The following is a 26,795-nucleotide window of genomic DNA, read 5'->3' on the forward strand; positions in this document are numbered from 1 at the left end:
GTCGTTGTCGTATGGGGCGCCGCTGGCGCGCTATGGTGTTTCGTTGCCGACGAGTCCGATCGGGCTGCCGAAGCGTTCCTGCATGATTTCCTCGAAGGACGTTCCTTCCTCGGCCACCCAACTGCCGGAACGCAGGCGATAGCTTTCGTGCCGCCACGGAGCCTGGGGCTCTTCGCCCTTCGCCAGGCGGCGGGCGCCCGTCATGACGATGCGGCGGAACCGGACCACGGCGGCATCGGTAGGGGCGAGGTGCTCCCGGGTCCGGTCGGCGATGGCGCCCTGGCTTTCCTGCACCATGGCATCCTGCTCCGCCACGCCGCGCACACCCGTGTAGGTCCGGTACTTCTGGTCCTGGCGATCGAGCAGGTATTCGTTGGCCTTGTTGCGCAGCGGGATGTAGTCGGGGCCGACTTCGGCCACCACGCCATGGCCGCTCTTGAGCTGCGAGACCTCGGCTTCGGTCAGTGGCCGATCGGGGTTCCAGACATAGGTGTAGATCCAGCAAGCGTGGTCGTCGATGGGCACGAAGGTGTAGCCGAAGTAGTTTTCGCCGGGCAGGGTGGAGGGCGTGGTGCTGTGCGAGGGCAGGGCGAACTGGGTGGTGCGCCAGTAGACCTGGCGGCCGTCTGCCCGGCGCGCGCCGCCCACCACGAAACCCACGTCGTGCTCGAGGATGCTGAACCTGGGCATGGGATCGCGCCGTATCCAGGCCAGGCGCTTTTCGTCGGCAGGCGCGTCGGGGTTCTCGTTGGACGCGATGACGGGCGCCGGCATGTGCAGGAAGGAGAAGTGCGACGTGTCCAGCGCGCCTTCCATGGCTTGCGCCCAGTTGCATTCCTGGCGCTTCTTGGTGACGTAGCGGTGGCTGGCCGGCAGGGCGCCGAATTCCAGTTGCGGCACGTCGGGCAATTGGCCGCCTGCGGCGCGAGGGCCCAGGTAGGCCCAGATGATCTCTCCGTATTCGCGGGTGGGGTAGGCGGTAATGGAGATCTCGCCGTGGTAGCTCGAGTCGGGCGGGACGTTGGGCAAATCCATGGCGCGCCCGTCAACGCCGAATTTCCAGCCATGGAAAACACAGCGCAGGCCGCTCTCTTCATTGCGGCCGTAATACAGGTCGGCGCCGCGGTGCGGACACACGGGATCCACCAGGCCGACCCGGCCTTGGGAGTCGCGGAAGGCCAGCAATCGCTCGCCCATGATCTGCACCCGCAGCGGCGGGCCGTCGGGCTCGGCCAGCTCGCGCGAGAGCGCCACGGGTTGCCAATAGCGTCGGAAGTATTGCCCCATGGGCCGATCGGGCCCGGTTCGGGTAAGCAGGTCGTTGTCGTTGGCGGTCAGCATCGTACGGTGGGTAACAGGCGAAGGAAAATCGGGGATGTGGCGGCGATCAGGCCGGGGCGCGGATACCGTAGGGCGCGCCCCATTCCAGGCAATCCATCGTGGTGCGCGAAGGCTCGAATTCGCAGCCTATCCAGCCGTCCCAGCCCAGGGCCTCCAGCTGCGCGAAGAAGAAGGGGAAGTGGATCTCGCCCGGCCCTGGTTCGTGCCTGCCCGGGACATTGCCGATCTGCACGTGGCCGATGTGAGGCCAGGCCGTCTTCAAGGCCTGGGTCAGGTTGCCCTCTTCGGTCTGCACGTGGAAGGTGTCGAAGCACAGCTTGACGTTGGCGCGGCCCAATTCCCCTACCAGATCCAGTCCTTCCGCGATGCGGTGGTAGAAATAGTCCGGAAAGCGGACCCGGCAACAGGGTTCCAGGATCAGCGTCAGGCCTTCGGCGGCCATGGCGTCGGCCGCGGCGGCGATGTTGCCAAGGAAGACGTCGCGGCACCGTGCGGGATCCGCGCCCGGCGGCAGGTTGCCTGCCATGGCATGGATCATGGGGCGGCCCACCTGCACCGCATAGTGAATGGCGGTGTCCACGCTGCGCCGGAATTCGTCTTCCCGGCCGGGCAGGGCGGCAATGCCGCGTTCGCCTCGCTCCCAATCGCAGGGAGTCAGGATCTGGACGAGCCTGAGGCCGTGCTCACCCAGGAGGTCCGCGATTTGAGCGGCGGGATATTCGTACGGGAAAGCCACCTCCACGCCGCGGAAGCCGGCTCGCGCCGCGGCGCCATAGCGCTCCAGCATCGGGAGCTCGGTGAACATCCATCTCAGGTTGGGATCGAAACGCAGCATGCACTCTCCTGTCGGCAAGCGCGCCGCGGTTGCAGCGCTGGCCTACTGTAGGTGTCGCCGCGCCGGGGGATCAATGCAACTTGCCCAATCGATCCATGAGCAAACCTTATGCTTGCCGGCCGGCCCTTCGTTGCGGCGCGGGACGGCATGGTTCTTGCGAAGCGTTGCCGGAAGGGGCGGCGATGCTACCCTGGCGGAAGGGCGGCCGGAGCGAGCCTCGGCCGGGCTGGCCGCCTCGACGGACTACGACGGGAGACCGGCATGGTGGTGGTGATCATGGGCGTTTCCGGCAGCGGCAAGACGACCATCGGCCAGTTGCTGGCGGAGCGCCTGGGCTGCGGATATTCCGATGCGGATGTTTTCCATCCGGCCGCGAACATCGAGAAAATGGCGCGCGGCGTGCCGCTGGAGGACGCGGACCGTGAGCCGTGGCTGCGCTCGATGCGGACGGCCATCGAGGCGTCGCTGGCCACGGGCAGGACCCACGTGTTCAGTTGTTCCGCCTTGCGGGGGCGCTATCGGACGATGCTGGCCAGGCCTGGCGAGGATGTGGTGTTCGTCCATCTCGACGTTTCCTATGGCACGGTGATGCGCAGGTTGGCGCACCGCAAGGGACATTTTTTCGATCCGCGACTGGCGCGCAGCCAGTTCGATGCGCTGGAGGTGCCGCGGTGTGCGATCGTGGCGGATGCGGAACGTGCGCCGGAGGAGATCGTCGATCAGATCCTCGCCGGATTGGCTCGCCGGCGGGACGGGGATTCCGATCGCGGCGTTTCGCTCTGAACACGGCCGTGTCGATGCGCGAGATATCGCGGCGCCGCAGAGAACCGGGATCAATTCGTCCTGGACGCGAGAGGCCCGTCTCCCCGGGGAAGCAACTTCGCTAAAATGGCCAGTTACCGGCGCAGCGCCGTAACAGACCCAGAACAGCCATGCCCAAGCCCGATACCTTGCTGGCGCATGCCGGACGCGCTCCCGAAGCCCATTCCGGCATGGTCAATACGCCCGTCTTCCGCACTTCCACCGTCATCCACCCCACGATCGAGTCGTACGAGGCTCCGCGCGACCTGACCAAGAAGCCGGTCAGCTATGGCCGGCATGGCACGCCTACCACGTTCGCCTTCGAGGAGGCGGTGGCCAGGCTGGAGGGGGCGCATCAGGCGGTAGCCACGCCCAATGGCCTGTCGGCCATCATCGTGGCCCTGCTGGCCGTGCTCAAGCCGGGCCAGCATCTGCTGGTAAGCGATTCGGCCTATTCGCCGGCGCGCGGCTTCTGCGATCGCCGGCTGGCGCCGCTGGGGGTCGAGGTCGAGTATTACGATCCGCTCATCGGCAAAGGCATCGCCGACTTGCTTCGCGACAATACCGGCGCGGTGTTCTGCGAGTCCCCGGGCTCGCTCACCTTCGAGATGCAGGACATCCCGGCCATCGCCGCGGCGGCCCATGCGCGCGGCATTCCGGTGCTGGCCGACAATACCTGGGTCACGCCGTATTTCGCCTCGCCGTTCGAACTGGGGGTCGACATCTCGATCCACGCGGGCACCAAGTACATAGGCGGCCATTCCGACCTGATGATAGGCGTGGTTGCCACCAACGAACGCTATTGGCAACCGGTGCGGCAGACGGTGTACGACTACGCCTACAGCGTCAGCCCCGACGACTGCTACCAGGCGCTGCGCGGCTTGCGCACGCTGGGCGTGCGCCTCAAGCAGCACGAGAAGAATGCGCTGGAAGTGGCGCGCTGGCTCCAGGCGCAGCCCGAGGTGTCGCGGGTGCTGTATCCCGCGCTGGAAAGCGATCCCGGGCACGCGATCTGGAAGCGCGATTATCGCGGCGCTTCGGGCCTGTTCTCGGTGGTGCTCAAGCCGGTGGACGAGGCCGCGCTGGCGCGTTTCGTCAACGGCCTGAAGCTGTTCGGCATCGGCTCGAGCTGGGGTGGCTTCGAGAGCCTGATCACGGTGGTGCATGCCGCGCCGTACCGCACCGCCACGCGCTGGCAACCCGAGGGGCCCGCGGTGCGCCTGCACATCGGCCTGGAGGACCCGGCCGACCTCATCGCCGACCTGCGCCAGGGGCTGGACCGCCTGCATGCCGCCAAGGCCGCCGCGCATGGCTGACGAACGCGCGTTGGAGGTACTGCGCAGGGTCTTCGGCTATGACCACTTCCGTGGCCCCCAGCAGGACATCGTGGACCACGTGGTGGCGGGCGGCGACGCGCTGGTCCTGATGCCGACGGGCGCGGGCAAGTCGCTGTGCTACCAGGTGCCCGCGCTGGTGCGCAGCGGCACGGGCGTGGTGGTCTCGCCGCTGATCGCGCTGATGCAGGACCAGGTCGATGCGCTGACCGAGCTCGGCGTGCGGGCCGCCTTCCTGAACTCCACCCAGGATTTCACGCGGGTGCGGGAGGTCGAGCGCGCTTTTGTCGCCGGCGAACTCGACCTGCTCTACGTGGCGCCCGAAAGGCTGCTGACCGAACGCTGCCTGTCGCTGCTCGAACGCGGCCGCATCGCCCTGTTCGCCATCGACGAAGCCCACTGCGTGTCGCAGTGGGGCCACGACTTCAGGCCGGAATACCTCGGGCTGTCGATGCTGCACGAACGCTGGCCCGAGGTGCCGCGCATTGCGCTCACCGCCACCGCCACGCAGGCCACGCGGCACGAGATCGCCGAGCGGCTGGGGTTGCAGGATGCGCGGCATTTCGTCTCCAGCTTCGACCGGCCCAACATCCGCTATCGCATCGTCGAAAAGAACGACCCGCGCCGGCAGTTGCTGGAGTTCCTCAGGCAGGAACATGCCGGCGATTCCGGCATCGTCTATTGCCTGTCGCGCGCGCGGGTCGAGGAGACGGCCGAATTCCTGTGCGGCCAGGGCATCGACGCGATGCCGTATCACGCGGGCCTGGACGCGGCCACGCGCGCTTCCAACCAGGCGCGCTTCCTGCGCGAGGACGGCGTGGTCATGGTCGCGACAATCGCCTTCGGCATGGGTATCGACAAGCCCGACGTGCGCTTCGTGGCCCACCTGGACCTGCCCAAGTCGGTCGAGGGCTACTACCAGGAAACCGGACGGGCGGGCCGCGACGGGCTGCCCGCCACGGCCTGGATGGCCTACGGCCTGCAGGACGTCGTGCAGCAGCGCCGGATGATCGACGAGTCCACCGGCGACGACGCCTACAAGCGCCGTTCGGGCGCAATGCTCGAAGCCATGCTGGGCCTGTGCGAGACCGTGGAATGCCGCCGCGTGCGGCTGCTGCAGTACTTCGGCGAGGCCTCGCAGGCCTGCGGCAATTGCGATACCTGCCTGGAGCCGCCCCAAGCCTGGGACGGCACCGAGGCGGCGCAGAAAATCCTGTCGGCCGTCTATCGGCTATGGAAGGAGCGCGGCCAGCGTTTCGGCGCCGGCCACGTCATCGACATCCTGCGCGGCAAGCGCACCGAAAGGGTGGTCCAGCACCGCCACGACGAGTTGAGCGTCTTCGGCGTAGGGGCGGATCTCAGCGACAAGGATTGGCGCAACGTGCTGCGCCAGCTGATCGCGCAAAGCCTGCTGACCGTGGACCACGACGCCTATGGCACGCTGGCGCTGACCGAAGGCAGCCGTGCCGTCCTCAAGGGCGAGCGCACCTTGATGCTCAGGCGCGAGACCGCCAAGCCGGCCCGCACCCGCGAAAGCGCCCGGACCCGCGCCGCCGTGACCCTGCCGCCCGAAGCCGAGGCGCTGTTCACCGCGCTGCGAGCCTGGCGCGGCGAAGTGGCGCGCAGCCATGGCGTGCCCGCCTACGTCATCTTCCATGACGCCACTTTGCGCGAAATCGCACTGGCGCGCCCGGGCTCCCTGGCCGAACTGGGCGAGATCAGCGGCGTAGGAGCACGCAAGCTGGAGGCTTATGGGCGCGAAATCCTAGAGAGGGTGAAGCCCCCCTCTACGCCCTGACGGGCGCCCGGCATGGTGAGCCCCCAGCTGCTACGCGGCGTCCTGGGTCTATCTCCGTTTGCGGTACCGTTGCTACCCCTGGCAGCCAGCGAAGCACCAGTGCCCCAACCCCAGAAAGCGGTCCTAGACCCAGGATGCGGTGGATCCGGCTCCGCCGGTCCACCCGCATCGCCCCCTTGAGGGGGCGCCCGAAGGGCGTAGGGGGTGGGCTTCCCTGGGGGCCTACCTCCCGGGTACGGTCCAGAAGAAGATTTGCTTGTGATCGACGGTCAGCCGCTCCTGCGGTTCCCAGTCTCCCATGTCGAAGGCATGGGAGACGATGCGCGTGCCGGGCTTGAGCGCGAGGAGTTTGGGGCGCAGCTTCAGGTTCAGGTTGGGCAGCAGGTAGAGCGTGATCACGGTGGCCGGCGTGAGGTCCTGTTCGAACAGGTCGCCCTGGATGAAGCGGACCTTGTCCGTGACCTGCTGTTCGCGGGCATTGGCGTTGGCTTCGTCGATGCGCCGGGGGTCGAGGTCTATGCCTACGCCGCGGGTGCCGAAGCGCTTGGCGGCGGTGATGGGGATGCGGCCGTCGCCGGAGCCGAGGTCGTAGAGGACGTCGTTGGGGCCCACCTTGGCCACCTCGAGCATGGCGTCCACCACGGCTTGCGGGGTGGGAACGAAGATGACGTCCGGCGAACGGTGGATGACTCTGGCGGTGCCATACGACTGCGCCCAGGCCGGGCTGGCCGCGGCGGTGGCGGCTGCGAGGGCGGTCAAGCAGAAATCGCGTCGCTTCATGGACTTTCTCCCAAAGACGGATCGGATCGTGAACGGGTCAGGATGCCGCCGATGCGTCGTCGCGCGGCCGGATCAGCATGACCAGGGCGCCAACGGCCAGCACCGCCACGCCAACCAGTGCGCCGACGCCGGTGTGCCGCAGGCTGGCATAGAACAGGTAGCCGCTGGTGGCAACGAATACCAGGGGCGTGAGCGGATAAAGCGGCACGCGGAAGGGGCGGTGGGCCTGGGGTTCCTTGTGCCGCAGCACGAACAGCGCGAGTCCGCTCAACACGAAGAAGAACCAGAACACGGGCGCGGTGTATTCGACCATCGTGGCGAAGCCGCTGCGGGTGTATGCGCCCAGCAGCACCAGGGCGAGCGCGATCGCGGCCTGTATCCACAGGGCGTTGACGGGCGTGTGCCATTGCGGGTGCCACTTGGCCAGCACTGCGAACGCCGGCGTGTCGCGACCGAAGGCGTAGGTGGTGCGGGCGCCCATGAGGATGGTGGCATTGGCCGAGGTAAGCGCCGAGACGGCGATCAGCAGGGCGATCAACTGCGCCCCGGGTTCGCCCAGCACGCGGCGCATCATGTCGGCCGCGACGGCCGACGAAGCGCCCATGCCGGCTTGCCCCAGCACGTTCAGGTAGGCGAGGTTGACCAGCAGGTACAGTAGCGCGACCAGCGCCAGGCTCCAGAACAGGGCGCGAGGCAGGCTGCGGCTGGGGCCCATGGCCTCGGCCGAGATATAGGCGGCCTCGTTCCAGCCGCCGTAGGTCAGCATGACGAAGATCAGCACGAGCCCCCAGTTGGCCGTCGCCGCCGTGGCGGGCGCGGGCGGCGCGGCGGCCGGGGCGTCGGGCGTGAACAGCAGCCCGACGGCGATGATGAGCAGCACGCCGCCGACTTCGACCGCCGTCAGCAGGTTCTGAGTCCACTTGCCGGTGCGCAGCCCCGCGATGTTCACCACCGTCAGCACCAGGATCACCGCGGCCGCATAGATGGCCGACGAGGCCGGCCCCAGGTTGACGATCTGCGAGGCGTAGTCGCCGAAGATGTAGCCAAGCAGGGCAATCGAGCCGGTGGGGATGACGGTCAGCCGGGCCCAGGCGAAGAGGAAGGCGAGCCGTGCGCCGAAGGCCCGGCGCAGGTAGTGGTAGTCGCCGCCGGCATGCGGGTAGGTGCTGGCCAGTTCGGCATAGCACATGGCGCCGGCCACGGCGATCAGCCCGCCCAGCGCCCAGGCGATCATCATGGACGCGGGGCTGCCCGCGTTCGCGGCCACCAGCGAGGGGGCGCTGAATATGCCGGCGCCGATGACGATGCCGACCACGAGCGCCATGATGTCCAGCGTTCCCAGCATGGGCCGTGGCGCATGGGCTGCCGCCGGCGTGCCGGCTCCGGACACGGGCTTGTTCGATGCGGGGAACGCGTTGCTCATGACGGGGAGGTCCTCGATGCAGGGCAGGAATGCGTACTCGGCCGACGGCGGCAGGCGCGGCGGGCCGGTGAACCGCAGGCCCGCGCATGCTTACAAGTTGCTGAAAGTACCGGCGAAAGACGAAGACGGTCAAGCCCCCGGCAAGGCGGAGGTGCGGCCCCGGTCGAACTGGTCGCGCACCATGGTGCGGAAGTCGCTGGGCGACGCTCCCGCGTGCTTGGTGAAGAAGCGCGAGAAGTAGCTGGGGTCGGAGAACCCGAGCGTGAGGGCGATTTCTTTTACGCTTAGTGACGAATAGGCGAGGTCGCGCCGGGCTTCGGTCAGCAGCCGGTCGTTGATGACGCCCAAGGCCGACAGGCCCAGTTCGTCGCGGCAGATCCGGTTCAATTGCGTGGGCGTGATGCCCAGGCGCTCCGCATAGTAGGAAATGCCGCGTTGCTCGCGGAAGCTGCGGTTGAGCAAGGTCTTGAACCGGTGCAGGTGCATGACGCCGCGCGAACTGCGCTTGCCCGGCTCCACGTGGGCCAGCGTGGCGATCTTGCGCGCGAGCAGGACCAGCACTGTCCCGAGCAGCGATTCGAGCAGCGGCAGGCGCCAGGCGTGGGCTTCGTCATACTCGGCCAGCAGCAGCTCGATCGACTGCGAGAACGCACGGTACGAGGCCTCGCCGGGCTCCAGGGGCACGTGGCGGGGCGACTGGAAATGGGCGAGCAGGTCGGCGTGGTGCGCCAGCAGGTTTTCCATCTGCTGGGTGACGATCGTGATGACCGCGCCGTCGATGTCCTCCGAGAAGCGGAACCCGTGCGCGTGCAGGGCCGGGACGAATAGGGCGCAGGGTCCATGGACCGAGAAGCGGCGGTCCTCGAACTGGATGTGGGCGATGCCTGACCGTATGTACAGAATTTGCACGAACAGGTCATGCCGGTGCAGCTTGATCTCCCAATCGTACAAGCGGCTGCGCTGCGGGATGGATTCGCAATGCAGGCTTTCAGGAACAAGGTTCTTGCCGTGTTCCCCATAGAGGGCATAGGTGGGGACGCTGCTTTTCATGGCTGGCGTTCGAGGAGCGGCAAATGTTCCGATTATCCATGAAAATGTGCTCAAAATCTATTCACCGTTCGGTGTGCGGCTCGTAACATCCCCAGCAGTCAGAACATTCGAAGGAGACGCGCCATGAGGGTCCAAGTCGCAATCATCGGATCCGGGCCGGCCGGTCTGTTCCTGGGGCAGATCCTTTCCCGCGCGGGCATCGAAACCCTCATCATCGAGCAGCGCAGCAAGGAATACGTGCTGGGCCGCATCCGCGCCGGCGTCCTGGAGCAGGGCACCGTCAACCTGCTCGACGAGCTCGGCGTCAATCGCCGCATGCATGAACAAGGGCTGGTCCACGAGGGCATCGAACTCTGCTTCGACGGCCAGCGCCATCGCATCGACCTGAAGAACCTGTCCGGCGGCAAGACCGTCATGGTGTATGGACAGACCGAAGTCACCCACGACCTGATGGACGCGCGCGAAGCCGCCGGCTACGCCTCGGTCTACGAGGCTCAGGACGTCAGCGTGCACGATTTCGATACCGACCGGCCCAAGGTCACGTACCGCAAGGATGGCGTGGAGCACGTGGTGGAGTGCGATTTCATCGCCGGCTGCGACGGCTTCCATGGCGTCAGCCGCGCCAGTGTGCCGGCCTCGGCCATCAAGACTTACGAAAAGATCTATCCGTTCGGCTGGCTGGGCATCCTGTCCGATACGCCGCCGGTCTCCGACGAGCTCATCTATTCCAACCACGAACGCGGCTTCGCCCTCTGCAGCATGCGTTCGCATACCCGCAGCCGCTACTACGTGCAGTGCCCGCTCGACGACAAGGTCGAGAACTGGTCCGACGACCGCTTCTGGGACGAACTGCGCCGCCGGCTGGACGACGAAGCCGCCGCGTCGCTGGTGACGGGTCCCTCCATCGAGAAAAGCATCGCGCCGCTGCGCAGCTTCGTGGCCGAACCCATGCGGTTCGGCCGCCTCTTCCTGGCTGGCGACGCCGCCCACATCGTCCCTCCGACGGGCGCCAAGGGCCTGAACCTGGCCGTCTCCGACGTGCGCTACCTGTCCGACGCCATCATCCGCCACTATGGCGGCGACCAGGAAGGCATCGAGACCTACTCCGAACGCTGCCTGAACCGCGTCTGGAAAGCCGTGCGTTTCTCGTGGTGGATGACCTCGCTGATGCACAAGTTCCCTGAGAACGGCGAGTTCGGCCAGAAGATCCAGCACGCAGAACTGGCCTATCTGGTGGGGTCGCAGGCGGCATCGACGGCGCTGGCGGAGAACTACGTCGGTTTGCCGTATTGATAGGACCCCCCTACGCGCTTACGCGCGCCCCCCAGGGGGCGATGCGGGCGGACTGGCGGAGCCAGATCCGCCGCATCCTGGGGTACTGCCCGGCTGATGGGGGACGGCGTTCTTGGCTTGCGCTGTTGTTTGGGGGCGGTGCTGCGGCAGTCTCAGGACCGTCCGCCTAGTCCCTTCCATCGCTTGAGTCGGTCGGAATGGATGCCGAACAGGTCGAGCGTGCGCAGTACCGTATGGTTGACCAGGTCGTCCACGCTCTGGATGCCTGAATAGAATGCGGGCACCGGCGGGAAAACGATAGCGCCCATTTCCGTTACCGCGACCATATTGCGCAAGTGCGCGAGATTGAGCGGCGCCTCGCGCGTCAGCATCACCAGCCGCCGCCGTTCCTTCAGCACCACATCCGCGGCCCGCGTGATCAGGTTGTCCGCATACGCATGCGCCACCGCCGCCAGCGTTTTCATCGAAGCCGGCGCGATCACCATGCCGGCCGTCAGGAACGACCCGCTGGCGATCGCAGCGCCTACGTCGCCGGGGTGGTACACCACATCGGCCAACGCCGCGAGATCCTTGCGGCCCAGACCGTGTTCGTGCATGGTATTGAGCACGCCGGCTTCGGAAACGACGAGATGGCTTTCCCAGTCGGGCAGGTCGCGCAGCACCTCGAGCAGGCGCAGGCCGTAGATGGAGCCGCTCGCGCCGGTTATCGCCACGATCAGGCGCTGGCGCGGCCGGTCGGCCGGCGATGAGGTCATGGATTCTCCTTAGGGAAAGGGGGCGTGTGCACCGCCCGGTTCGCGGCGGCCGGACGTCACTGCGGTGTCACGTCCGGGCCGCACAATTGTATGTTGGCTTTCCGCATGGCGCGCATAAAAAGAATCATGGTTGAGTTCCTCCGGCCGCGAATCCGCGGGTTGCTCGCGGCGGCCGGCATTCTGGCCTTGCCGGCCCTGGCCCAGGAGCCGCCCGCGCAGGGCGACGAGCCCTTCGCAGTCCATGCCCAGTCGACCTATGTCTGGCAGCGCAAGCCCTCGTTCGCCTCGCCGTACGAAGGGGAGAACTCTCTATCGGGACAGCGTGCCAGGAGCTACTCGCTGACCGCCACCGTGGACCTCGGCGCGCGGTTGTGGCGGGGCGCCGAAATCCACCTCAACGGCGAGGGCGCGCAAGGCATTGCGTTTTCCGGCCTGCACGGCCTGGGCGGATTGACCAACGGCGAACTGGCCAAGACCGCCGGCTCCGACATGACGTTCTACCGGGCCCGCGCCTTCCTGCGCCAGACCTGGGGGCTGGGCGGAGGCCAGGAGGCGGTGGAAGCCGACATGAACCAGCTCGCCGGTTTCGTCGACAAGCGCCGCATCGTGCTGACGGCCGGCAACATTTCGGTGCTGGACGTGTTCGATGCGGTTTCGGTCAGTCACGATCCGCGCACCCAGTTCATGAATTGGGCCTTCATGGCGCACGGCGCCTACGACTATGCCGCGGACGCCCGTGGCTATACCTGGGGCGCGGCCCTGGAGTACGTCGACGACGGCTGGGCGTTACGGGTCGGCCGCTTCATGCAGCCCAAGGAATCCAACGGGCTGCCGCTGGACAAGCGCCTGGCGCGCCACTATGGGGACCAGATCGAATTCGAGAAATCCTATGCCGCGCTGGGCCGCCCCGGGACCCTGCGCGTGCTGGCCTTCCGCAACAAGGCGCGCATGGGGCGCTACGACGACGCGCTCGCCGCCGCGCGGGGCGGCACGCCGGACCTGGCGGCGGTGCGCAGGGAGCATGCGAAGGCCGGCCTGGGCGTCAGCGTCGAGCAGGCCGTGGCAGACCATGCCACCGCTTTCTTCCGCGCCAGCTGGGCGGACGGCAAGACCGAGACCTATGCCTTCACCGAGATCGACCGGTCGGTGTCGGGCGGCGTGGTCTTCGACGGCGCCGCCTGGGGCAGGGCGGGCGACACCGCCGGCGCCGCGGTGGCGTTCAACGCGTTGAGCGCATCGCACCGCGAGTATTTGCGCCGCGGCGGGCTGGGGGCGTTCTTGGGCGACGGCTCGCTGAACTACGGTGTGGAGCAGATAGCCGAAGCCTATTACAGCTGGCGTCCGTTCAAGCGGCTATGGATATCGGCGGATGCGCAGTACATCCGCCATCCGGGGTACAACCGCGATCGCGGTCCGGCCAAGGTGTTCTCGGTGCGCCTGCACACCGAGTTCTGAAGGCCGCTATTCCGGCTGGATGTTCGCCTTCTCGATCACGGCCTTCCAGGCCTGGGCCTCCTCCTTGATCCGCGAGGCGAATTCGGCCGGCGTGCTGCCGATGGGGGCGACGCCGATATCGGTGTATTGCTTGCGCACGGCCGGATCCTTCAAGACCTCCCGCAGGGCGGCGGAGAACTTCTCGATGACTTGCGGATCGGTACCGACCGGCGCCGCGAGCCCCCACCAGTTGCCGGTGATGAGGCCGGGCAGCCCTTGTTCGGCCGTCGTCGGCACCGCCGGAAGGATGGGCAGCCGTTCCTTGTCCGCCACCGCGATGGCGCGCAGCCTGCCGCTGGCCACGTGGCCGGCCACCGAACTGAGCGCGGTGACGTAGAGCTGGATCTCCCCGGCCATCAGCGCCTGGACCGCGGGAGGCGACCCGCGATAGGGCACGTGGGTCAATTGCACGCCGGCGAGCTGGCTGTAGAGCTCGGCGGCCAGGTGCGGGGGCGTGCCGTTGCCGGGCGAGCCGAAGTTGAGCTTGCCCGGGTTCTTCTTGGCCTCGGCGGTCAGGTCCGACAGCGTCCGGATGTCGGACGAGCCGTTGACCACCAGCACCGACGGTCCGTTGCTCAACAGCGATACCGGCACCAGATCCTTGACGGGATCGAAGCGCATGTTCTTGAACAGATACTGGTTGGTGACGAAGTTGTTGGTGGCGCCGAGCAGGAAGGTATAGCCATCGGGCGCCGCGCGAACCACTTCGTCGGCGCCGATATTGCCGGAGGCGCCGCTCTTGTTGTCGATCAGCACCCGTACGCCGAACTTCTTCTCGAGCTGCAACTGCGCAAAGCGCAGGGTGATGTCGCCGGTATTGCCGGGGGCGTAGGGGACCACCACGCGTATGGGGCGGGAGGGCCAGGCATCGGCGGCGAAGGCGGGCGCGTGCAGGCAAGCCGCGGCGGCGATGCAGGCGGAAATCGACCAGCGGGCGGGCGACAGGGCGGGTTTTTTCATCGCCGGGCCGCCCCAAGATGAAAAGCGCCCCCTCGGGGCGCAGCGCAGCCGCGTAGCGGCAAGCGTGGGGGCATTTTTCATCGCCGGGCCGTCCCAAGATGAAAAGCGCCCCCTCGGGGGGCAGCGCAGCCGCGTAGCGGCAAGCGTGGGGGCATTTTTCATTTCACACTGACTTCAGTACCGTAATTCGCTGGACTACGCCGAAGCCAGATACAGCAGGTTTATCAATAACTTAGGCGCGTTCATCATATGCCGGTGCTTTCTGAAACCTGATCCGGCTTCCTGCCTCGTGGCTCCCATGTGGCCCCTGGAAACCGGGTCTTTCCGAGGAGTCATCGTGGCAAAAATCAAGCTCACCAAGTCCGCAGTGGATGCGGCACAACCCCAGGCGCAGGCCGTCGAACTGCGGGACACGCTGGTGCCCGGCTTCCTGTGCAAGATTACACCAGCGGGCCGCAAGGTGTTCATGCTCCAGTACCGCACGAACGCCGGCGAGCGCCGCAAACCCGCTTTGGGCCTGTATGGCGAACTGACCGTCGAGCAGGCCCGCTCGCTGGCCCAGGAATGGCTGGCCCAGGTACGCCGGGGCGGCGACCCGGCCGCCGACAAGGCGGCGGCGCGCAAGGCGCCCACGGTCACGGAACTGTGCGTGAAGTTCATGGAGGATCACTCCAAGCAACGCAACAAGCCCAGCACCCGCCGGGGCTACCAGGGCGTCATCGACCGCTGCATCGTCCCCTTCCTGGGCCGCATCAAGGTTCAGGACGTGAAGCGCCCGGACGTGGCCGGGGCGATGAAGAAGATGGCGCACAAGCCCGCCGAGGCGAACCGCGCTTTCAGCGTCATGCGCAAGATGTTCAACCTGGCCGAGGTCTGGGGTTATCGGCCGGACGGCACCAACCCATGCCGCCACGTCCCGGTGTACCCCGACGGCAAGGCCACCCACCTCATCAGCGACGAGGACATGGGCAAGCTGTTCCGGCACCTTGACGGTATCGAGGCCGAAGGGCTGGAGAACTACGTCATCCCGCTGGCGATCCGCCTGCAATTCGAGTTTGCCGGGCGGCGCTCCGAGATCATCTCGCTGGAATGGGCATGGGTGGATCTGGACAACCGCCGCGTGGTCTGGCCCGATAGCAAGACAGGTGGCATGTCCAAGCCCTTGAGCGAGGAAGCCTACCGGCTGCTGTCCACCGCGCCGCGCCGGGACGGCTGCCCCTACGTGCTGCCGTCGCCGAACGACCCGGCCAAGCATCTCACCGAGGGCGAGTATTACGGTGCCTGGTGCCGCATCCTGAAGGCGGCGGGCGCTACGCACGTGGGCACGCATGGCATCCGCCACCGTTCGGCCACTGACATCGCCAACTCGGGGATTCCGGTGAAGGTGGGCATGGCGCTGACGGCGCACAAGACCGTGGCGATGTTCATGCGGTACGTCCACACGGAGGACGATCCGGTGCGGCAGGCCGCCGAGCTGGTGGCGAACCGGCGCAAGACGATCACCGGGGCGCAACGCACCGAGCAGGCGTCCGCATGAACGGCAAGATGCCGTCGGCTGCGGCAGGCGCGGCGTTGCCAGCCTTTCGTGTCGGAAATCAGGCCCGCCGAATTGTCGCGACGCTGTCGCGACAATTCGAGCGTGGGTCACCAAGCCTTGCAGCAAGGTTGTCACTTGACAACCTTGCGCATCATCCCCATACTGGAGGTCGCTGATGGCCCGTTCCTCTCACCCGAAGAAAGAGGTCGAGGATGCGCTGCGACACGCCGAAGGGCAAGGCTGGCGTGTCGAAGTCGGCGGTAGCCATGCCTGGGGGCGGATGTACTGCCCGTACAACGATGAGGAATGCCGTTGCGGCGAGTTCTGCATTACCAGTGTATGGAGCACGCCGAAGAACCCCGGCAACCATGCCCGCGCCTTACGGCGCGCCGTGGACAACTGCACCATGGACCGCCAGCAGCGCGAGGCGGATGACGATGGCACCCAGGAATAGCGCGATGGAATACACCTTTACCCTCAAATACCAGCTCACCGATGACGACCGCGATTCGCAGACACTGGTCGAGCGCCTGGGTGAAGCCGGCTGCGACGATGCCCTGGTCGGCATCGGGCAGCCGGGGCGGCTGGCGCTGGAATTTACCCGCGAGGCGGTGGATGCAGATGAGGCAGTGCGCAGCGCGCTGGCCGATGTGCGCCGTGCCGCACCCTCGGCCCGGCTGATCGAAGTGGCGCCTGATCTGGTTGGGCTGACCGATGTGGCCGACATCGTGGGCGTGTCGCGGCAGAATATGCGCAAGCTGATGCTGGCCCATCCGGGTAGCTTCCCGGCGCCGGTGCATGAGGGCAGCGCGTCGATCTGGCATCTGGCGGATGTGCTGGGCTGGATGCAGGCCAAGGGCGGTTATGCCCTGGCGCGGGAGGTGCTGGACGTGGCGCGGGCCGCCCTGCAGGTCAACGTGGCCAAGGAAGGCCGGCGCTTGCCGCGCCTGGCGTTCGAGGAACTGGAAGCGCTGGTGGGCTGATGAAAAGCAGACCCCATGACGAAGCGATGGCCGAGCTGTACCGCAGCGACCCGGCGCTCGCGCTCGAAGTCATCAACGGTGTTCTGGAGGACGGCGACCAGGCCGAACTGCCGACTGTGCTGCGCCAGATGGCGCGGACGTTCGGTGCTGACGCTCGATCTTCCGCAGCCGATGAATTCTCGTATCGCTGATACGAGAATTTCGGCTCGGAGGTGCCACCAGCTTCCCATCAGAAAAGGTCGTCCTCGCACGCTTGCGGCGCTGTCGGACGATCCATTGATGGCTTCTTGACCATGGCCTCCAGTGCGTCAAGGGCCGCTTCGCGGAGCTTTCGGACGCGGGGCAGCAAATCGAACAGGGACAGCCCGAGCTGTGGCGACAGCAGTTCGACGATCAGCCGGTAATGCTCGTCCTCCCGCAAAACTTTCGTCTGGAACAACAGCCAAAAGCAGGACTCGCCCAGTTCCTGCCTGGAGGGCAAGTCCTCTATGGACCGCGACTCAGCGGCCTCGATGTAGGTGTCCACGATGGCTTCTGCCTCAAGCCACAATTCCGAAGCCGTCTCGTCATCGACGGGTTCCTTTTCTGCGAGCTCCCTGATATGCGCAAACGCAGCGGCCTCATCGGCCTGCTTGTAGACCTTGCTGCTGGAAATTCCCATTCTGTTCTCCGATCCGTTTCTGTCGCTGCGATGGCGCATCAGATTAGCGTCACGACGGATTGGTGAGTGAAGTGCTTGTTTTTTAGGGGGAGTGTTCAGATAGCCGTCTGCTGGACGCGCCGGCTCAGTGCTTCCGCACTTTCCTTGCGCTCGCTGTAGCGGTCCACGAGGTACGGCGCCGCATCGCGCGTGAGCAGGGTGAACTTCATCAGCTCCTCCATCACGTCCGCGATGCGGTCATAGTAGGCCGAGGGCTTCATGCGCCCGGCCTCGTCGAACTCCTGGTACGCCTTGGCGACCGAGGACTGGTTGGGGATGGTCAGCATCCGCATCCAGCGGCCCAGCACGCGCATCTGGTTGACGGCGTTGAAGGACTGCGAGCCGCCCGAGACCTGCATCACCGCCAGCGTCTTGCCCTGCGTCGGGCGCACTGCGCCGGCCGACAGCGGAATCCAGTCGATCTGCGTCTTCATCAACCCCGTCATGGCCCCATGGCGCTCGGGCGAACTCCACACCATGCCTTCGGCCCACTGGGCCAGCTCGTGCAGTTCCTTGACCTTGGGATGGTCGGCGGGTGCATCGTCCACCAGTGGCAGGCCCGAGGGATTGAACATGCGCGTCTCACCGCCGAGCGCGCGCAGGATGCGAGCCGCTTCCTCAGCGGCCAAGCGACTGAACGAGCGCTCGCGTAGCGAGCCATAGAGCAATAGGAAGCGCGGCGCGTGCGTGGCGCGCTCGGGTGTCAGCAGCCGTTGGGTATCGGGCAGTTGGAATAGCGCGGTGTCGATATTGGGTAGGTCGATTCTGGATTCAGACACGGCGGCCTTCCGCGTCCACGACCGCTTCGCCGTCTTCCTTGTTGAACGCGCCGCGCTGTGATTGCGGCAGGATGTCCAGCACGGCCTCCGAAGGCCGGCACAGCCGCGTGCCCAGCGGCGTCACCACGATAGGGCGGTTGATCAGAATGGGATGCTGGAGCATGCAGTCGATCAACTGCGCATCGCTCCACTTCGGGTCATCGAGGCCGAGTTCCGCGTAGGGCGTGCCCTTCTCGCGCAATACCGCGCGCACCGGCACGCCCATGTCCGTGATCAGGCGTTGCAGGGTTTCGCGGTCGGGCGGTGTCTTCAGGTATTCGATGACCGTGGGTTCCTCGCCGCTGTTGCGGATCAGGGCCAGCACGTTGCGCGACGTGCCGCAGACGGGGTTGTGATATATCGTGATACTGCTCATGGGAAATGCCTTGCTTATCTGCGGGCAGGGTTCGGGCCGCACTCATACCAGCCCTTGCTTTGGTTGACGATCCGAACGACCAGCAGCATCACCGGCACCTCGATCAGCACGCCGACCACGGTGGCCAGCGCCGCGCCGGACTGGAAGCCGAACAGGCTGATGGCGGCCGCTACAGCCAGCTCGAAGAAGTTGGAGGCGCCGATCAACGCCGAGGGGCAAGCGATGCTGTGCTGCTCGCCGGCCTTGCGGCTGAGCCAATAGGCCAGGCCGGAGTTGAAGAACACCTGAATCAGGATCGGCACCGCCAGCATGGCGATGACCAGCGGCTGGCGGATGATGGCCTCGCCCTGGAAGGCGAACAGCAGCACCAGCGTGAGCAGCAGCGCCGCGATCGACAGCGGGCCGATGCGCTCCAGCGCCCGGTCGAAGGCGGCTTGGCCCTTGTTCAGCAGAGCACGGCGCCAGAGCTGGGCCAGGATGACCGGAATCACGATGTACAGGCCGACCGATACCAGCAGCGTGGCCCACGGCACCGTGATGGACGACAGGCCCAGCAGCAGGCCGACAATGGGCGCGAAGGCAAACACCATGATGGTGTCGTTCAGCGCCACCTGCGACAGCGTGAATACCGGATCGCCCCCGGTCAGCCGGCTCCAGACGAACACCATCGCCGTGCAGGGCGCGGCGGCCAGCAGGATGAGGCCGGCAACGTAGCTGTCGAGCTGGTCGGCCGGCAGCCACTGAGCGAAGACCTGGCGGACGAAGATCCAGGCCAGCAGCGCCATCGAGAACGGTTTGACCGCCCAGTTGACGAACAGCGTCACGCCGATGCCGCGCCAGTGCTGCTTGACCTGGCCCAGCGCACCGAAGTCCACCTTCAGCAGCATCGGCACGATCATGATCCAGATCAGCAGACCGACCGGCAGATTAACCTGGGCGATCTCCATGCGGCCAATGGCCTGAAATACGTTGGGTGCGAACTGGCCCAGCGCGATGCCGGCGACGATGCACAGCAGCACCCACACGCTCAGGTAGCGCTCGAAGACGCTCATGGTGGAGGTGGCCGGCACGCGGCCGGCCGTTTGGGTTCCAACACTCATCGCGCAGACCTCACTTCGTACCAATGCTGCGCAGCTCGTGCTGCAGCGACATGGCATCGAGCCGCTGCAATGGCAGCGACAGGAACAGCTCAATGCGCCGGCGCAAGGTCAGCGCCGCATCCGTGAACGCCTTGCGCTTCTGCTCGTCGGTGCCTTCAACGGCTGCAGGATCAGGCACACCCCAATGCGCTGACATCGGGCGCCCAGGCCATACGGGGCAGACCTCGCCGGCGGCGTTGTCGCACACCGTGAAGATGAAATCCAGCTCCGGTGCACCGGGCGCCGCGAACTCGTCCCAGTTCTTGCTGCGGTAGCCGACGATCGGCATATGCAGCCGTTCCAGCGTGGCAAGCGCCAGCGGGTGGACTTCGCCCTTGGGGTGGCTGCCCGCCGAGTAGGCGCGAAAGCGCCCCTGGCCCAATTCATTGAGGATGCCTTCGGCCAGGATGGAGCGGGCCGAGTTACCCGTGCAGATGAACAGGGCGTTGTAGGTCTTGTTGGTGGTCATGGATGTCTCACATCAGCAGCAGGACGAAGCCGGCTTCACCGCAACGCCCACCGGCTTGCCGCGCGCCGGGGCGCAGCAGGCTGCGGCAGAACCCGTTGCAGGCGCCGCTTCGTTGAAGACCGGGATGCTGCCCAGCGTATGAAAGTGTTCCCAGGCCACGCCCTGCGGATCGGTGATCCAGTGCTTCTCGCTGCGCGCGTAGCAGCAGGTGGTGGTGCCTTCGTCGAGCAGCGCCATGTCGGCCGCCTCGGCGCGTGCCTTCAGCACGGCCAATTCCTCCGCATCGTCGGTCTGGATGCCCAGATGGTCGATGCCTGGTTTGTTGCCCCGTGTGGAGATAGCGAAGTTGACCGGCGGGTCTTCGAGCATCCACTTGGCGTAGTCGCCCTCGACACGCGCGGGCTGCGCGGCGAACAGTTGGGAATAGAAGCCGATGCTGCGGTTCAGGTCATCGACGTGCAGGTGAACGTGAAAGCGCTTCATGGGGAGATCCTTTCAGCAGGAAGTACAGGCAGAGGAGGAATCACTGACCTCGCATGTGCTGCCTTGGCAGCAGTGCTCGGTCAGGTAGCCGAGCAGTCCGTTCATCTGGGTGAAGTCGGCGCGGTAGATCAGGTTGCGGCCCTGCTGCTCGATGGTGACCAGGCCGGCATGGGCCAGCTCCTTCAGGTGGAAGGACAGGGAATTGCGGGCCACGTCGAGCTGGTCGGCGAGGGCGCTGGGTGTCAGCCCTTCGGGGCCGGCGACCACCAGGGCGCGGAAAACCCGCAGGCGCTGGGTGTGGGCCAGGGCGCCGAGGGCGGAAACGGCTTGGGTCTCTTTCATATTTCGATAATACAACATTTATTGAATTAATGTGCAAAAGGGCACTATCGCGCCGAATTGTGGCCATCCGGTCTTGATCCCATCGCGCCTCCGGCTCAATACCTTAAATCTGGTTCGCGCGCCGCGCTTGCCTGTCCGCCCCTTCGCCGCGAGGTGAACGGCCGAACTTCTCCGCTCAACAGCAGTGCAATGCCGCGATCAGCGGGCAGGACACATTGCCATGGTGCGCGTCGCATTCACCCACCAATTTCGACAATGCCGCCTCAATCCGTGTGAGGTCCACCAGGCGGGCGCGCACATCGGCCAGCCGCAGCGAGGCCAGCTCCGCCGCCTCATTGCAATGGGTGCCGTCCTCAAGTTTCAGAAGCTGGCCGATTTCATCCAGGCTGAACCCCAGGCGCTGGGCTGACTTCACGAACTTCACCCGCGCCACATCTGCCGGCCCGTAGCGGCGGATGCGGCCGTAGGCCCGCTCCGGCTGGGGCAACAAGCCCTTGAGCTGATAGAACCGGATCGTCTCCACATTGACTGTGGCCGCCTTGGCAAAGGCGCCGATGGTCAGATTGTCCGAGGCGCTTTCCATGACGCTTGACTCCGTAGTTGACTACGGAAGTAACCTTACAGCATCAAGCGAAGTCCCGGAAGGAAAACCATATGTCGGAACCCAAGAGCGGGCGTGGCGCCCTGGCCGCTGGCGGCCTCGCCGCCATTCTTGCGTCGGCCTGTTGCCTCGGCCCCCTCATCTTGGTCTTGCTCGGTTTCTCGGGCGCCTGGATCGCCAACCTGGCCGTGTTGGAACCCTACCGGCCGATTTTCATCGGCGCGGCCCTGATGGCGCTGTTTTTCGCCTGGCGCAGCATCTTCCGGCCGGTTCACGCCTGCAAGCCGGATGAGGTCTGCGCCGTGCCCCGCGTGCGGACGGCCTACAAGATCATTTTCTGGATCGTGGTCGCGCTGGTCTTGATTGCCCTCGCTTTTCCGTACGTCCTGCCGTTGTTCTATTGAGAGGAATCCACCGTGAAGAAACTTGCCACCGCTATTGCCCTGGCCGTTACCCTGGGCGCTCCGGCGTGGGCCGCCACCAAGACCGTCACACTGTCGGTGCCCGATATGACCTGCGCGTCGTGTCCGATCACGGTCAAGATGGCCCTGTTCAAGGTGGCCGGGGTCCAGAAGACCGAGGTCAGCTATGAAAAGCGGGAAGCCGTCGTGACCTTCGACGATGCCAAGACCAACGCCGGGGCCTTGGCCAAGGCCACCGCAAACGCGGGCTACCCCGCCACCGTCAAGCAGTGAGGTTGCCCGCCATGGCCGAAGCGATCGCCTTGCACATCGACGGCATGACCTGCGCGTCGTGCGCCGAGCACGTCAGAGAGGCGCTGGAGAAGGTGCCCGGGGTGCGCTCGGCCTCGGTGTCCTATCCGCGGCGACGGGCCGAGGTCGAGGCGGATGCGGACATGAACCATGGTCCGCTGGTCGCGGCGATGGCCGCGCTCGGTTACCGCGCACGGGTGTCCGACACGCCGAACAAGGCTGCGGGCTTGTTGGGCAAGGCGCTGGGCTGGCTGGGCAGCGAACCGAGTCACGGTGGTGGCGAGCGGGCGCTGCATGTGGCCGTGATCGGCAGTGGCGGCGCGGCGATGGCGGCGGCACTCAAGGCGGTCGAGCGAGGCGCGCGCGTGACGCTAATCGAGCGGAGCACCATCGGCGGCACCTGCGTCAATGTCGGCTGCGTGCCGTCCAAAATCATGATCCGCGCCGCGCACATTGCGCATCTGCGCCGGGAAAGCCCGTTCGATGCCGGCCTGCCGCCCACGCCGCCGTCCATTCTGCGCGAGCGGCTGCTGGCCCAGCAACAAGGCCGCGTCGATGCGCTGCGCCATGCCAAGTACGAAGGCATCCTGCAGAGCACCCCGGCTATCACCGTGCTGCATGGCGAGGCCCGTTTCATGAATGAAAACTGCCTGACCGTGCAACTGGCGGAAGGCGGTGAGCGCACGGTGGCCTTCGACCGCTGTCTCATCGCCACTGGTGCGAGCCCCGCGCTCCCGCCGATTCCTGGCTTGAAGGGCACTCCCTACTGGACCTCCACCGAGGCGCTGGCGAGCGATGCCATTCCCTCGCGGCTGGCCGTGATCGGTTCGTCGGTGGTGGCAGTCGAATTGGCGCAAGCCTTTGCCCGGCTGGGCAGCCAGGTCACGATCCTCGCGCGCAGCACACTGCTCTTTCGCGAAGACCCCGCCGTCGCCGAAGCCGTCACGGCCGCGTTCCGTGCCGAGGGCATCGAGGTGCTGGAGCATGTCCAGGCCAGTCGAGTCGCCCATGCAGAGGAAGAGTTCATCTTGACGACGGATCGCGGCGAGCTGCGCGCCGACAAGCTGCTCATTGCCACGGGGCGCGCGCCGAACACCCGCACGCTGAACCTCGAAGCGGCGGGCATCGAGGTCAATCCCCAGGGGGCCATCCTCGTCAGCCACACCATGCGTACCAGCGCGCCGCACATCTACGCGGCCGGCGACTGCACCGACCAGCCGCAATTCGTCTACGTCGCGGCGGCGGCCGGCACGCGCGCCGCCATCAACATGACCGGCGGCGACGCGACGCTGGACCTGACGGCGATGCCGGCCGTGGTGTTCACCGATCCGCAGGTGGCGACGGTGGGCTACAGCGAGGCGCAAGCGCGCCACGACGGCGTCGAGACCGACAGCCGCACGCTCACGCTCGACAACGTGCCGAGGGCGCTGGCCAACTTCGACACGCGCGGCTTCATCAAGCTGGTTGCCGAGGCCGGCACCGGACGGCTGATCGGCGTGCAGGCGGTCGCGCCGGAAGCGGGCGAACTGATCCAGACGGCGGCGCTGGCGATCCGCAACCGGATGACCGTGCAGGAGCTGGCCGATCAGCTATTCCCCTACCTGACGATGGTCGAGGGCCTGAAGCTCGCGGCGCAGACCTTCAGCAAGGACGTGAAGCAGCTGTCCTGCTGTGCCGGATAGCGTCATCTCTTGCTGAGCGCGATTTTTTCCAGGAGTCACGCTCGGCAGTGACGCCGGCTTGTTTCACGCGGGCCGGGGATTTCGCGCCTTCACGGCGTTCATGGCAAAGCCTGCCAGAGCAACGGCAAGCACCACGGCTTGCGCAATGGCGGTTTCCGCTGACGGATAGATGCCAAGCACTTCGATGCGCGGCCAATGGATCGGGCTGGCGCTCAACCGGCCGGCCTCCTGGAGGCCGGCAACCCCCTTGCCGGCGAGCACGACCGCGAGCACCGCTACCAGGATCGAGCTGAGACTGAAGAATTTGCCGATCGGCATGCGGGCGCTGGTGCGCAGCATGAACCATGCGAGGACGGCCAGAACGGCCACTCCGCCCACCAATCCACCGAGCAGGGCTCCATTGTTGCCGTCGCCGGCCAGGGCCGAATAGAAAAGCACCGTCTCGAAAACTTCGCGGTAGACCGCAATGAACGACAAGGCGAACAATGCCCATGCCGAACGCCGCGTCATGGCTGCGGAGAGTTTTTCCTTCAGGTAGGCCTGCCACTTGCCCGCCGTGCTTTTCTGGTGCATCCAGAGCCCGACGCTCAGCAGCACAACGGCCGCAAACAGGGATGAAACCCCCTCGGTCACCTCACGGCTTGCGCCGCTGATGCTCACGAAGTAGGTGGCCACCGCCCAGGTCAGGCCACCGCAAGCCAGTGCGGCCATCCAGCCGCCATGCACATAGCCCAGCACATCGCGCCGTTCTGCCTTCTTCAGGAAGGCCAGCATGCCCACGACGATCAACAGCGCTTCAACCCCTTCGCGCAGCAGGATGGTGAGGGAGGCGATGAACGTGGTCAGCGGGTCTGCCTTGTCCGCGCCGAGTTCGGCGTCCACCTGGGCAAAGAGATAGTCCAGCTTCTGCGCCGTGGCATCGGCTTGTTCCAGTTTCCCGCCGGCGAGCGCGCCGCGATAGGCCAGCATGGCGTTTTCGACTTCCGTGAGAAGTGTCTGGTTGCGTGCGCGCAATGCCGGCTCCAGAGGCTCAAATCCATCCAGGTAGGCCGACAGGCCCAGGCGCGTTGCGCTGGCCCGGTCGCCCGCGCGCGCCGCGGCAAGGCTCTCCTGAAGGCGTGTGCGGGCCAAGGCCAGTCCGCCCGAGCCGCTCGCGGCAGCGGTGACTTCCGGGTGGCGGCGAACATAGGCGGTGAGGTCGCGGGCTGCGTCCGGGGGCATCCGCTCGGACAAGGCGGCTTCGGTCAAGGTGGCGGCAGCAGCCAGGTCGGGAAAGACAGCCTTGGCGCTGGCGTCTCGCCCCCAGGACTGTTCGCCGCGTGCGCGCATGGCATCGTCATGCGACAGTGTGCCGGCGAAAAATGCCAATGCCCACCGATCCTCGTCGGAGAGCGTGGCGAAGCTGGGCATCGACGTGCTGGTCACGCCTTGAGAAATGACCTGGTACAGCGCGAGCACGCTGCGCGAACGGGCACGATCACGATCGGTGAAGGCGATCGGCGGCGGTTCGAGCTTGGCGCCGAGCGGGCCGTCGCCTGCACCGGTTGCCCCGTGGCATGCCGCGCAGTTGGCTTCAAACAGCACCTTGGCGCGTGCGAGATCCGGCGGCTGGGTCGGCGAGAGCGGAAACGGATAGGCTTTGACCAGCGCTGCGGCCAGCGAATGGGCGCTGTCGGCCACGGCCTTGGCGTCCGCCTTTGCGGCGATGAGGTCTCCGAGCGCTTTGGCCTGCCGCTGCAACTCGGGCAGCGCCGCAGTGCTCGGCAGTGCGGCAAGCTGCTGTGCGGCGGTTGCCGCGAACTCCTTCATCTCCTCGTACTCGCTGGCACTTTGAATCTGGCCGTTGCTCACCGCGCCGCCGTAGTCAACCGCGAGGTAGTCCAGCAATTGCCAGGTCTGCTTGGCCTGGTCGCTGGCGGCAGGGGCGGCAGCCCAGGCGGGAGAAGCCGACCAGAGTGCGAACAACGCGGCTATTGCCAGGAATCGCCTGGCGCAAAGAGAAAGCATTTTCATGATGTATAAATGTTATTGATTCTCATTTTATCGATGACTCGGACCACTGGGCGTTGCACGATGCAGTGCGAGCGAAGGTTCTAAAACGAAGATTTGCCTGTTGCCGGCGAAAAATGATGGGGCTAACTACGCCGCGCACCTTTCGCTGCACGTATGGCCCTGCGCCACGGCCTGTTGTGCAGAAGGCCTTCAACAGCGTCCACATGGGTCGTCGTCATCGCCAGTGAAAGGTTACGTGGCGACCGCTACCAAGATTAGCGTTCCCAGTGCAATGCGATACCACGCAAAAACTCCAAATCCATGTCCGGTCAAATAACGCATCAGAAGGCGTATCGCAAGCAGCGCAAATGCGAAAGAAGCAATGAAACCCATTGCAAAAACGCCGATGTCGTCGCTCGACAATGCGCCCCAGTGCTTGAAGAGGTTGTATACCGAGGCGGCCCCCAAGATTGGAATGCCGAGGAAAAACGAAAACTCCGTCGCAGCCTGCCGCGAAGCCCCGAACCATAGCCCGCCGATAATCGTCGCGCCTGAGCGCGAAGTACCCGGCCAGAGCGCAAGGCACTGCACGAAACCAATCTTCAGTGCGTCGATTCGGCTGATCTGTTCGGCACGCTCAGCCTTCACTTGCACGGGGCGTCGCTCAGCCCACAGGATCGCGATGCCACCGACAACGAGTGCGACGGCCACCGGCCCCGGACTGAAAAGCAGCCTCTGCACATGAGATCCAATCAGCAGTCCGAGCACTGCCGCGGGCATAAATGCAATGGCAAGGTTCACTAAAAACCGGCGGGAGCCTTGGTCGGCATGCGCTGAGACAACAACGCTTGCCAGACGAGCCCTATATTCCCAGATGACCGCGAGCATCGCGCCGAACTGGATGAACACTTCAAAGACGTCGCGCTTCTCTTTCGCAAGGAATGAGAGCGCATTGCCCGCTAGGATCAAATGCCCCGTCGAGGAGACTGGCAAGAATTCCGTGATGCCTTCGACGACGCCCATCATTAGCGTCTTGAGAACGAGTTCAGCGTGCATTTGCAGGCGGCAGTGGTAGCGCCGAGTGGGACATCGGTTT

Annotated in this window: 28 protein-coding genes and 1 pseudogene; 12 read left to right on the plus strand and 17 right to left on the minus strand. The window is 65.8% G+C overall.

Features of this window, described 5'->3' with window-relative positions; translation table 11 throughout:
* Positions 1-30: 30 nt before the first annotated feature.
* Both CDO44_RS06545 and CDO44_RS06550 read right to left on the minus strand, forming a co-directional pair.
* Entirely contained in the window at positions 31-1,341 is a 1,311-nt protein-coding gene (locus CDO44_RS06545) for a Rieske 2Fe-2S domain-containing protein (protein ID WP_087779508.1), read from the minus strand.
* Positions 1,342-1,387: 46 nt separating this feature from the next.
* Complete coding sequence (locus tag CDO44_RS06550; RefSeq protein WP_087779509.1) at positions 1,388-2,176, minus strand: hydroxypyruvate isomerase family protein; 789 nt, start codon at positions 2,174-2,176, stop codon at positions 1,388-1,390.
* Positions 2,177-2,284: 108 nt separating this feature from the next.
* On the opposite strand from CDO44_RS06550, the gene CDO44_RS06555 reads away from it, so the two are divergent.
* The 3 genes from CDO44_RS06555 (at position 2,285) to recQ (ending at position 6,109) form a co-directional block, all read left to right on the plus strand.
* Entirely contained in the window at positions 2,285-2,959 is a 675-nt protein-coding gene (locus CDO44_RS06555; RefSeq protein ID WP_369824542.1) for a gluconokinase, read from the plus strand.
* Between the two features lie 149 nt (positions 2,960-3,108).
* Complete coding sequence (gene metC, locus CDO44_RS06560) at positions 3,109-4,293, plus strand: cystathionine beta-lyase (RefSeq protein ID WP_087779511.1); 1,185 nt, start codon at positions 3,109-3,111, stop codon at positions 4,291-4,293.
* On the plus strand, positions 4,286-6,109 hold the full coding sequence (gene recQ / locus CDO44_RS06565) for a DNA helicase RecQ (RefSeq protein ID WP_087779547.1): 1,824 nt from the start codon (positions 4,286-4,288) through the stop codon (positions 6,107-6,109). Before metC ends, recQ begins: the two co-directional genes overlap by 8 nt.
* A 222-nt stretch (positions 6,110-6,331) precedes the next feature.
* Here recQ and CDO44_RS06570 read toward each other — a convergent pair whose 3' ends face one another.
* From CDO44_RS06570 to CDO44_RS06580, 3 genes are all read right to left on the minus strand, one after another.
* The gene (locus CDO44_RS06570) at positions 6,332-6,889 is read right to left on the minus strand and encodes a cyclopropane-fatty-acyl-phospholipid synthase family protein (RefSeq protein WP_087779512.1); all 558 of its coding nucleotides are present in this window, start codon (positions 6,887-6,889) and stop codon (positions 6,332-6,334) included.
* Between the two features lie 37 nt (positions 6,890-6,926).
* Entirely contained in the window at positions 6,927-8,312 is a 1,386-nt protein-coding gene (locus CDO44_RS06575) for an APC family permease (RefSeq protein ID WP_087779513.1), read from the minus strand.
* A 129-nt stretch (positions 8,313-8,441) separates the two neighbouring features.
* Entirely contained in the window at positions 8,442-9,362 is a 921-nt protein-coding gene (locus CDO44_RS06580; protein ID WP_087779514.1) for a helix-turn-helix domain-containing protein, read from the minus strand.
* A gap of 123 nt (positions 9,363-9,485) precedes the next feature.
* Here CDO44_RS06580 and pobA point away from each other — a divergent pair, with 123 nt between their 5' ends.
* Complete coding sequence (gene pobA / locus CDO44_RS06585) at positions 9,486-10,655, plus strand: 4-hydroxybenzoate 3-monooxygenase (RefSeq protein ID WP_087779515.1); 1,170 nt, start codon at positions 9,486-9,488, stop codon at positions 10,653-10,655.
* 152 nt (positions 10,656-10,807) lie between these two features.
* Here the strand turns inward: pobA and CDO44_RS06590 are convergent, their stop codons facing one another.
* Positions 10,808-11,410, minus strand: coding sequence for a UbiX family flavin prenyltransferase (locus CDO44_RS06590; protein ID WP_087779516.1), 603 nt, complete (start codon positions 11,408-11,410; stop codon positions 10,808-10,810).
* Between the two features lie 126 nt (positions 11,411-11,536).
* On the opposite strand from CDO44_RS06590, the gene CDO44_RS06595 reads away from it, so the two are divergent.
* On the plus strand, positions 11,537-12,865 hold the full coding sequence (locus tag CDO44_RS06595; RefSeq protein ID WP_198951312.1) for a carbohydrate porin: 1,329 nt from the start codon (positions 11,537-11,539) through the stop codon (positions 12,863-12,865).
* 6 nt (positions 12,866-12,871) lie between these two features.
* Here CDO44_RS06595 and CDO44_RS06600 read toward each other — a convergent pair whose 3' ends face one another.
* Positions 12,872-13,864 (minus strand): tripartite tricarboxylate transporter substrate binding protein, encoded by a 993-nt coding sequence (locus CDO44_RS06600; protein ID WP_144389482.1) that lies wholly within the window; start codon positions 13,862-13,864, stop codon positions 12,872-12,874.
* A 337-nt stretch (positions 13,865-14,201) separates the two neighbouring features.
* Between CDO44_RS06600 and CDO44_RS06605 the strand changes: the two genes are divergently transcribed.
* From CDO44_RS06605 to CDO44_RS06620, 4 genes and pseudogenes are all read left to right on the plus strand, one after another.
* Complete coding sequence (locus CDO44_RS06605; protein ID WP_016451583.1) at positions 14,202-15,401, plus strand: site-specific integrase; 1,200 nt, start codon at positions 14,202-14,204, stop codon at positions 15,399-15,401.
* A 175-nt stretch (positions 15,402-15,576) separates the two neighbouring features.
* Complete coding sequence (locus CDO44_RS06610) at positions 15,577-15,855, plus strand: hypothetical protein (protein WP_012202428.1); 279 nt, start codon at positions 15,577-15,579, stop codon at positions 15,853-15,855.
* Positions 15,856-15,859: 4 nt separating this feature from the next.
* A complete protein-coding gene (locus CDO44_RS06615; protein ID WP_012202427.1) occupies positions 15,860-16,384 on the plus strand; it encodes an AlpA family transcriptional regulator in 525 nt (174 codons plus the stop codon).
* A pseudogene (locus tag CDO44_RS06620) lies at positions 16,384-16,530 on the plus strand (transcriptional regulator); the annotation flags it as partial. The gene CDO44_RS06615 and the pseudogene CDO44_RS06620, both read left to right, overlap by 1 nt.
* A gap of 83 nt (positions 16,531-16,613) precedes the next feature.
* Here the strand turns inward: CDO44_RS06620 and CDO44_RS06625 are convergent.
* The 8 genes from CDO44_RS06625 to merR all read right to left on the minus strand — a co-directional run bounded on the left by CDO44_RS06625 (position 16,614) and on the right by merR (position 21,294).
* Entirely contained in the window at positions 16,614-17,045 is a 432-nt protein-coding gene (locus CDO44_RS06625) for a hypothetical protein (RefSeq protein WP_012202425.1), read from the minus strand.
* Positions 17,046-17,140: 95 nt separating this feature from the next.
* Positions 17,141-17,863 carry an arsenical resistance protein ArsH gene (gene arsH, locus CDO44_RS06630; protein WP_012202424.1) on the minus strand — a complete coding sequence of 241 codons (723 nt, stop codon included), beginning with the start codon at positions 17,861-17,863 and terminating at the stop codon, positions 17,141-17,143.
* Entirely contained in the window at positions 17,856-18,278 is a 423-nt protein-coding gene (gene arsC / locus CDO44_RS06635; protein ID WP_012202423.1) for an arsenate reductase (glutaredoxin), read from the minus strand. The genes arsH and arsC overlap by 8 nt, the downstream gene beginning before the upstream one ends.
* A 14-nt stretch (positions 18,279-18,292) precedes the next feature.
* A complete protein-coding gene (gene arsB / locus CDO44_RS06640) occupies positions 18,293-19,378 on the minus strand; it encodes an ACR3 family arsenite efflux transporter (RefSeq protein WP_012202422.1) in 1,086 nt (361 codons plus the stop codon).
* 10 nt (positions 19,379-19,388) lie between these two features.
* Positions 19,389-19,886: an arsenate reductase ArsC gene (locus tag CDO44_RS06645; RefSeq protein ID WP_012202421.1), complete on the minus strand. Its 498-nt coding sequence runs from the start codon at positions 19,884-19,886 to the stop codon at positions 19,389-19,391.
* A 12-nt stretch (positions 19,887-19,898) separates the two neighbouring features.
* Positions 19,899-20,369, minus strand: a complete 471-nt coding sequence (locus tag CDO44_RS06650; protein ID WP_012202420.1) for an ArsI/CadI family heavy metal resistance metalloenzyme — start codon at positions 20,367-20,369, stop codon at positions 19,899-19,901.
* A 12-nt stretch (positions 20,370-20,381) separates the two neighbouring features.
* Positions 20,382-20,711 carry a helix-turn-helix transcriptional regulator gene (locus CDO44_RS06655; RefSeq protein WP_016451582.1) on the minus strand — a complete coding sequence of 110 codons (330 nt, stop codon included), beginning with the start codon at positions 20,709-20,711 and terminating at the stop codon, positions 20,382-20,384.
* 175 nt (positions 20,712-20,886) lie between these two features.
* Positions 20,887-21,294: an Hg(II)-responsive transcriptional regulator gene (gene merR, locus CDO44_RS06660; protein ID WP_012202418.1), complete on the minus strand. Its 408-nt coding sequence runs from the start codon at positions 21,292-21,294 to the stop codon at positions 20,887-20,889.
* A 71-nt stretch (positions 21,295-21,365) separates the two neighbouring features.
* Between merR and merT the strand changes: the two genes are divergently transcribed.
* Genes merT through merA form a run of 3 tightly spaced genes read left to right on the plus strand, consistent with a single transcriptional unit; the run spans position 21,366 to position 23,707 of the window.
* Positions 21,366-21,716, plus strand: coding sequence for a mercuric ion transporter MerT (gene merT / locus CDO44_RS06665; protein WP_012202417.1), 351 nt, complete (start codon positions 21,366-21,368; stop codon positions 21,714-21,716).
* 12 nt (positions 21,717-21,728) lie between these two features.
* Positions 21,729-22,007, plus strand: a complete 279-nt coding sequence (gene merP / locus CDO44_RS06670) for a mercury resistance system periplasmic binding protein MerP (protein WP_012202416.1) — start codon at positions 21,729-21,731, stop codon at positions 22,005-22,007.
* 11 nt (positions 22,008-22,018) lie between these two features.
* Positions 22,019-23,707, plus strand: a complete 1,689-nt coding sequence (merA, locus tag CDO44_RS06675) for a mercury(II) reductase (protein ID WP_012202415.1) — start codon at positions 22,019-22,021, stop codon at positions 23,705-23,707.
* 63 nt (positions 23,708-23,770) lie between these two features.
* Here merA and CDO44_RS06680 read toward each other — a convergent pair whose 3' ends face one another.
* Positions 23,771-25,720, minus strand: coding sequence for a cytochrome c/FTR1 family iron permease (locus CDO44_RS06680; RefSeq protein WP_012202414.1), 1,950 nt, complete (start codon positions 25,718-25,720; stop codon positions 23,771-23,773).
* Between the two features lie 231 nt (positions 25,721-25,951).
* Positions 25,952-26,755 (minus strand): undecaprenyl-diphosphate phosphatase, encoded by an 804-nt coding sequence (locus tag CDO44_RS06685; RefSeq protein ID WP_012202413.1) that lies wholly within the window; start codon positions 26,753-26,755, stop codon positions 25,952-25,954.
* Positions 26,756-26,795: the final 40 nt, after the last annotated feature.

This window comes from Pigmentiphaga sp. NML080357 (genome assembly GCF_002188465.1).
Lineage (GTDB): Bacteria > Pseudomonadota > Gammaproteobacteria > Burkholderiales > Burkholderiaceae_B > Pigmentiphaga.

Coding starts and splice junctions, on each gene's coding strand:
- CDO44_RS06545 (WP_087779508.1), bottom strand. CDS start 1,341: ATGCTGACCGCCAACGACAACGACCTGCTTACCCGAACCGGGCCCGAT.
- CDO44_RS06550 (WP_087779509.1), bottom strand. CDS start 2,176: ATGCTGCGTTTCGATCCCAACCTGAGATGGATGTTCACCGAGCTCCCG.
- CDO44_RS06555 (WP_369824542.1), top strand. CDS start 2,285: ATGCTTGCCGGCCGGCCCTTCGTTGCGGCGCGGGACGGCATGGTTCTT.
- metC (WP_087779511.1), top strand. CDS start 3,109: ATGCCCAAGCCCGATACCTTGCTGGCGCATGCCGGACGCGCTCCCGAA.
- recQ (WP_087779547.1), top strand. CDS start 4,286: ATGGCTGACGAACGCGCGTTGGAGGTACTGCGCAGGGTCTTCGGCTAT.
- CDO44_RS06570 (WP_087779512.1), bottom strand. CDS start 6,889: ATGAAGCGACGCGATTTCTGCTTGACCGCCCTCGCAGCCGCCACCGCC.
- CDO44_RS06575 (WP_087779513.1), bottom strand. CDS start 8,312: ATGAGCAACGCGTTCCCCGCATCGAACAAGCCCGTGTCCGGAGCCGGC.
- CDO44_RS06580 (WP_087779514.1), bottom strand. CDS start 9,362: ATGAAAAGCAGCGTCCCCACCTATGCCCTCTATGGGGAACACGGCAAG.
- pobA (WP_087779515.1), top strand. CDS start 9,486: ATGAGGGTCCAAGTCGCAATCATCGGATCCGGGCCGGCCGGTCTGTTC.
- CDO44_RS06590 (WP_087779516.1), bottom strand. CDS start 11,410: ATGACCTCATCGCCGGCCGACCGGCCGCGCCAGCGCCTGATCGTGGCG.
- CDO44_RS06595 (WP_198951312.1), top strand. CDS start 11,537: ATGGTTGAGTTCCTCCGGCCGCGAATCCGCGGGTTGCTCGCGGCGGCC.
- CDO44_RS06600 (WP_144389482.1), bottom strand. CDS start 13,864: ATGAAAAAACCCGCCCTGTCGCCCGCCCGCTGGTCGATTTCCGCCTGC.
- CDO44_RS06610 (WP_012202428.1), top strand. CDS start 15,577: ATGGCCCGTTCCTCTCACCCGAAGAAAGAGGTCGAGGATGCGCTGCGA.
- CDO44_RS06615 (WP_012202427.1), top strand. CDS start 15,860: ATGGAATACACCTTTACCCTCAAATACCAGCTCACCGATGACGACCGC.
- CDO44_RS06625 (WP_012202425.1), bottom strand. CDS start 17,045: ATGGGAATTTCCAGCAGCAAGGTCTACAAGCAGGCCGATGAGGCCGCT.
- arsC (WP_012202423.1), bottom strand. CDS start 18,278: ATGAGCAGTATCACGATATATCACAACCCCGTCTGCGGCACGTCGCGC.
- arsB (WP_012202422.1), bottom strand. CDS start 19,378: ATGAGTGTTGGAACCCAAACGGCCGGCCGCGTGCCGGCCACCTCCACC.
- CDO44_RS06645 (WP_012202421.1), bottom strand. CDS start 19,886: ATGACCACCAACAAGACCTACAACGCCCTGTTCATCTGCACGGGTAAC.
- CDO44_RS06650 (WP_012202420.1), bottom strand. CDS start 20,369: ATGAAGCGCTTTCACGTTCACCTGCACGTCGATGACCTGAACCGCAGC.
- CDO44_RS06655 (WP_016451582.1), bottom strand. CDS start 20,711: ATGAAAGAGACCCAAGCCGTTTCCGCCCTCGGCGCCCTGGCCCACACC.
- merR (WP_012202418.1), bottom strand. CDS start 21,294: ATGGAAAGCGCCTCGGACAATCTGACCATCGGCGCCTTTGCCAAGGCG.
- merT (WP_012202417.1), top strand. CDS start 21,366: ATGTCGGAACCCAAGAGCGGGCGTGGCGCCCTGGCCGCTGGCGGCCTC.
- merA (WP_012202415.1), top strand. CDS start 22,019: ATGGCCGAAGCGATCGCCTTGCACATCGACGGCATGACCTGCGCGTCG.
- CDO44_RS06680 (WP_012202414.1), bottom strand. CDS start 25,720: ATGAAAATGCTTTCTCTTTGCGCCAGGCGATTCCTGGCAATAGCCGCG.
- CDO44_RS06685 (WP_012202413.1), bottom strand. CDS start 26,755: ATGCACGCTGAACTCGTTCTCAAGACGCTAATGATGGGCGTCGTCGAA.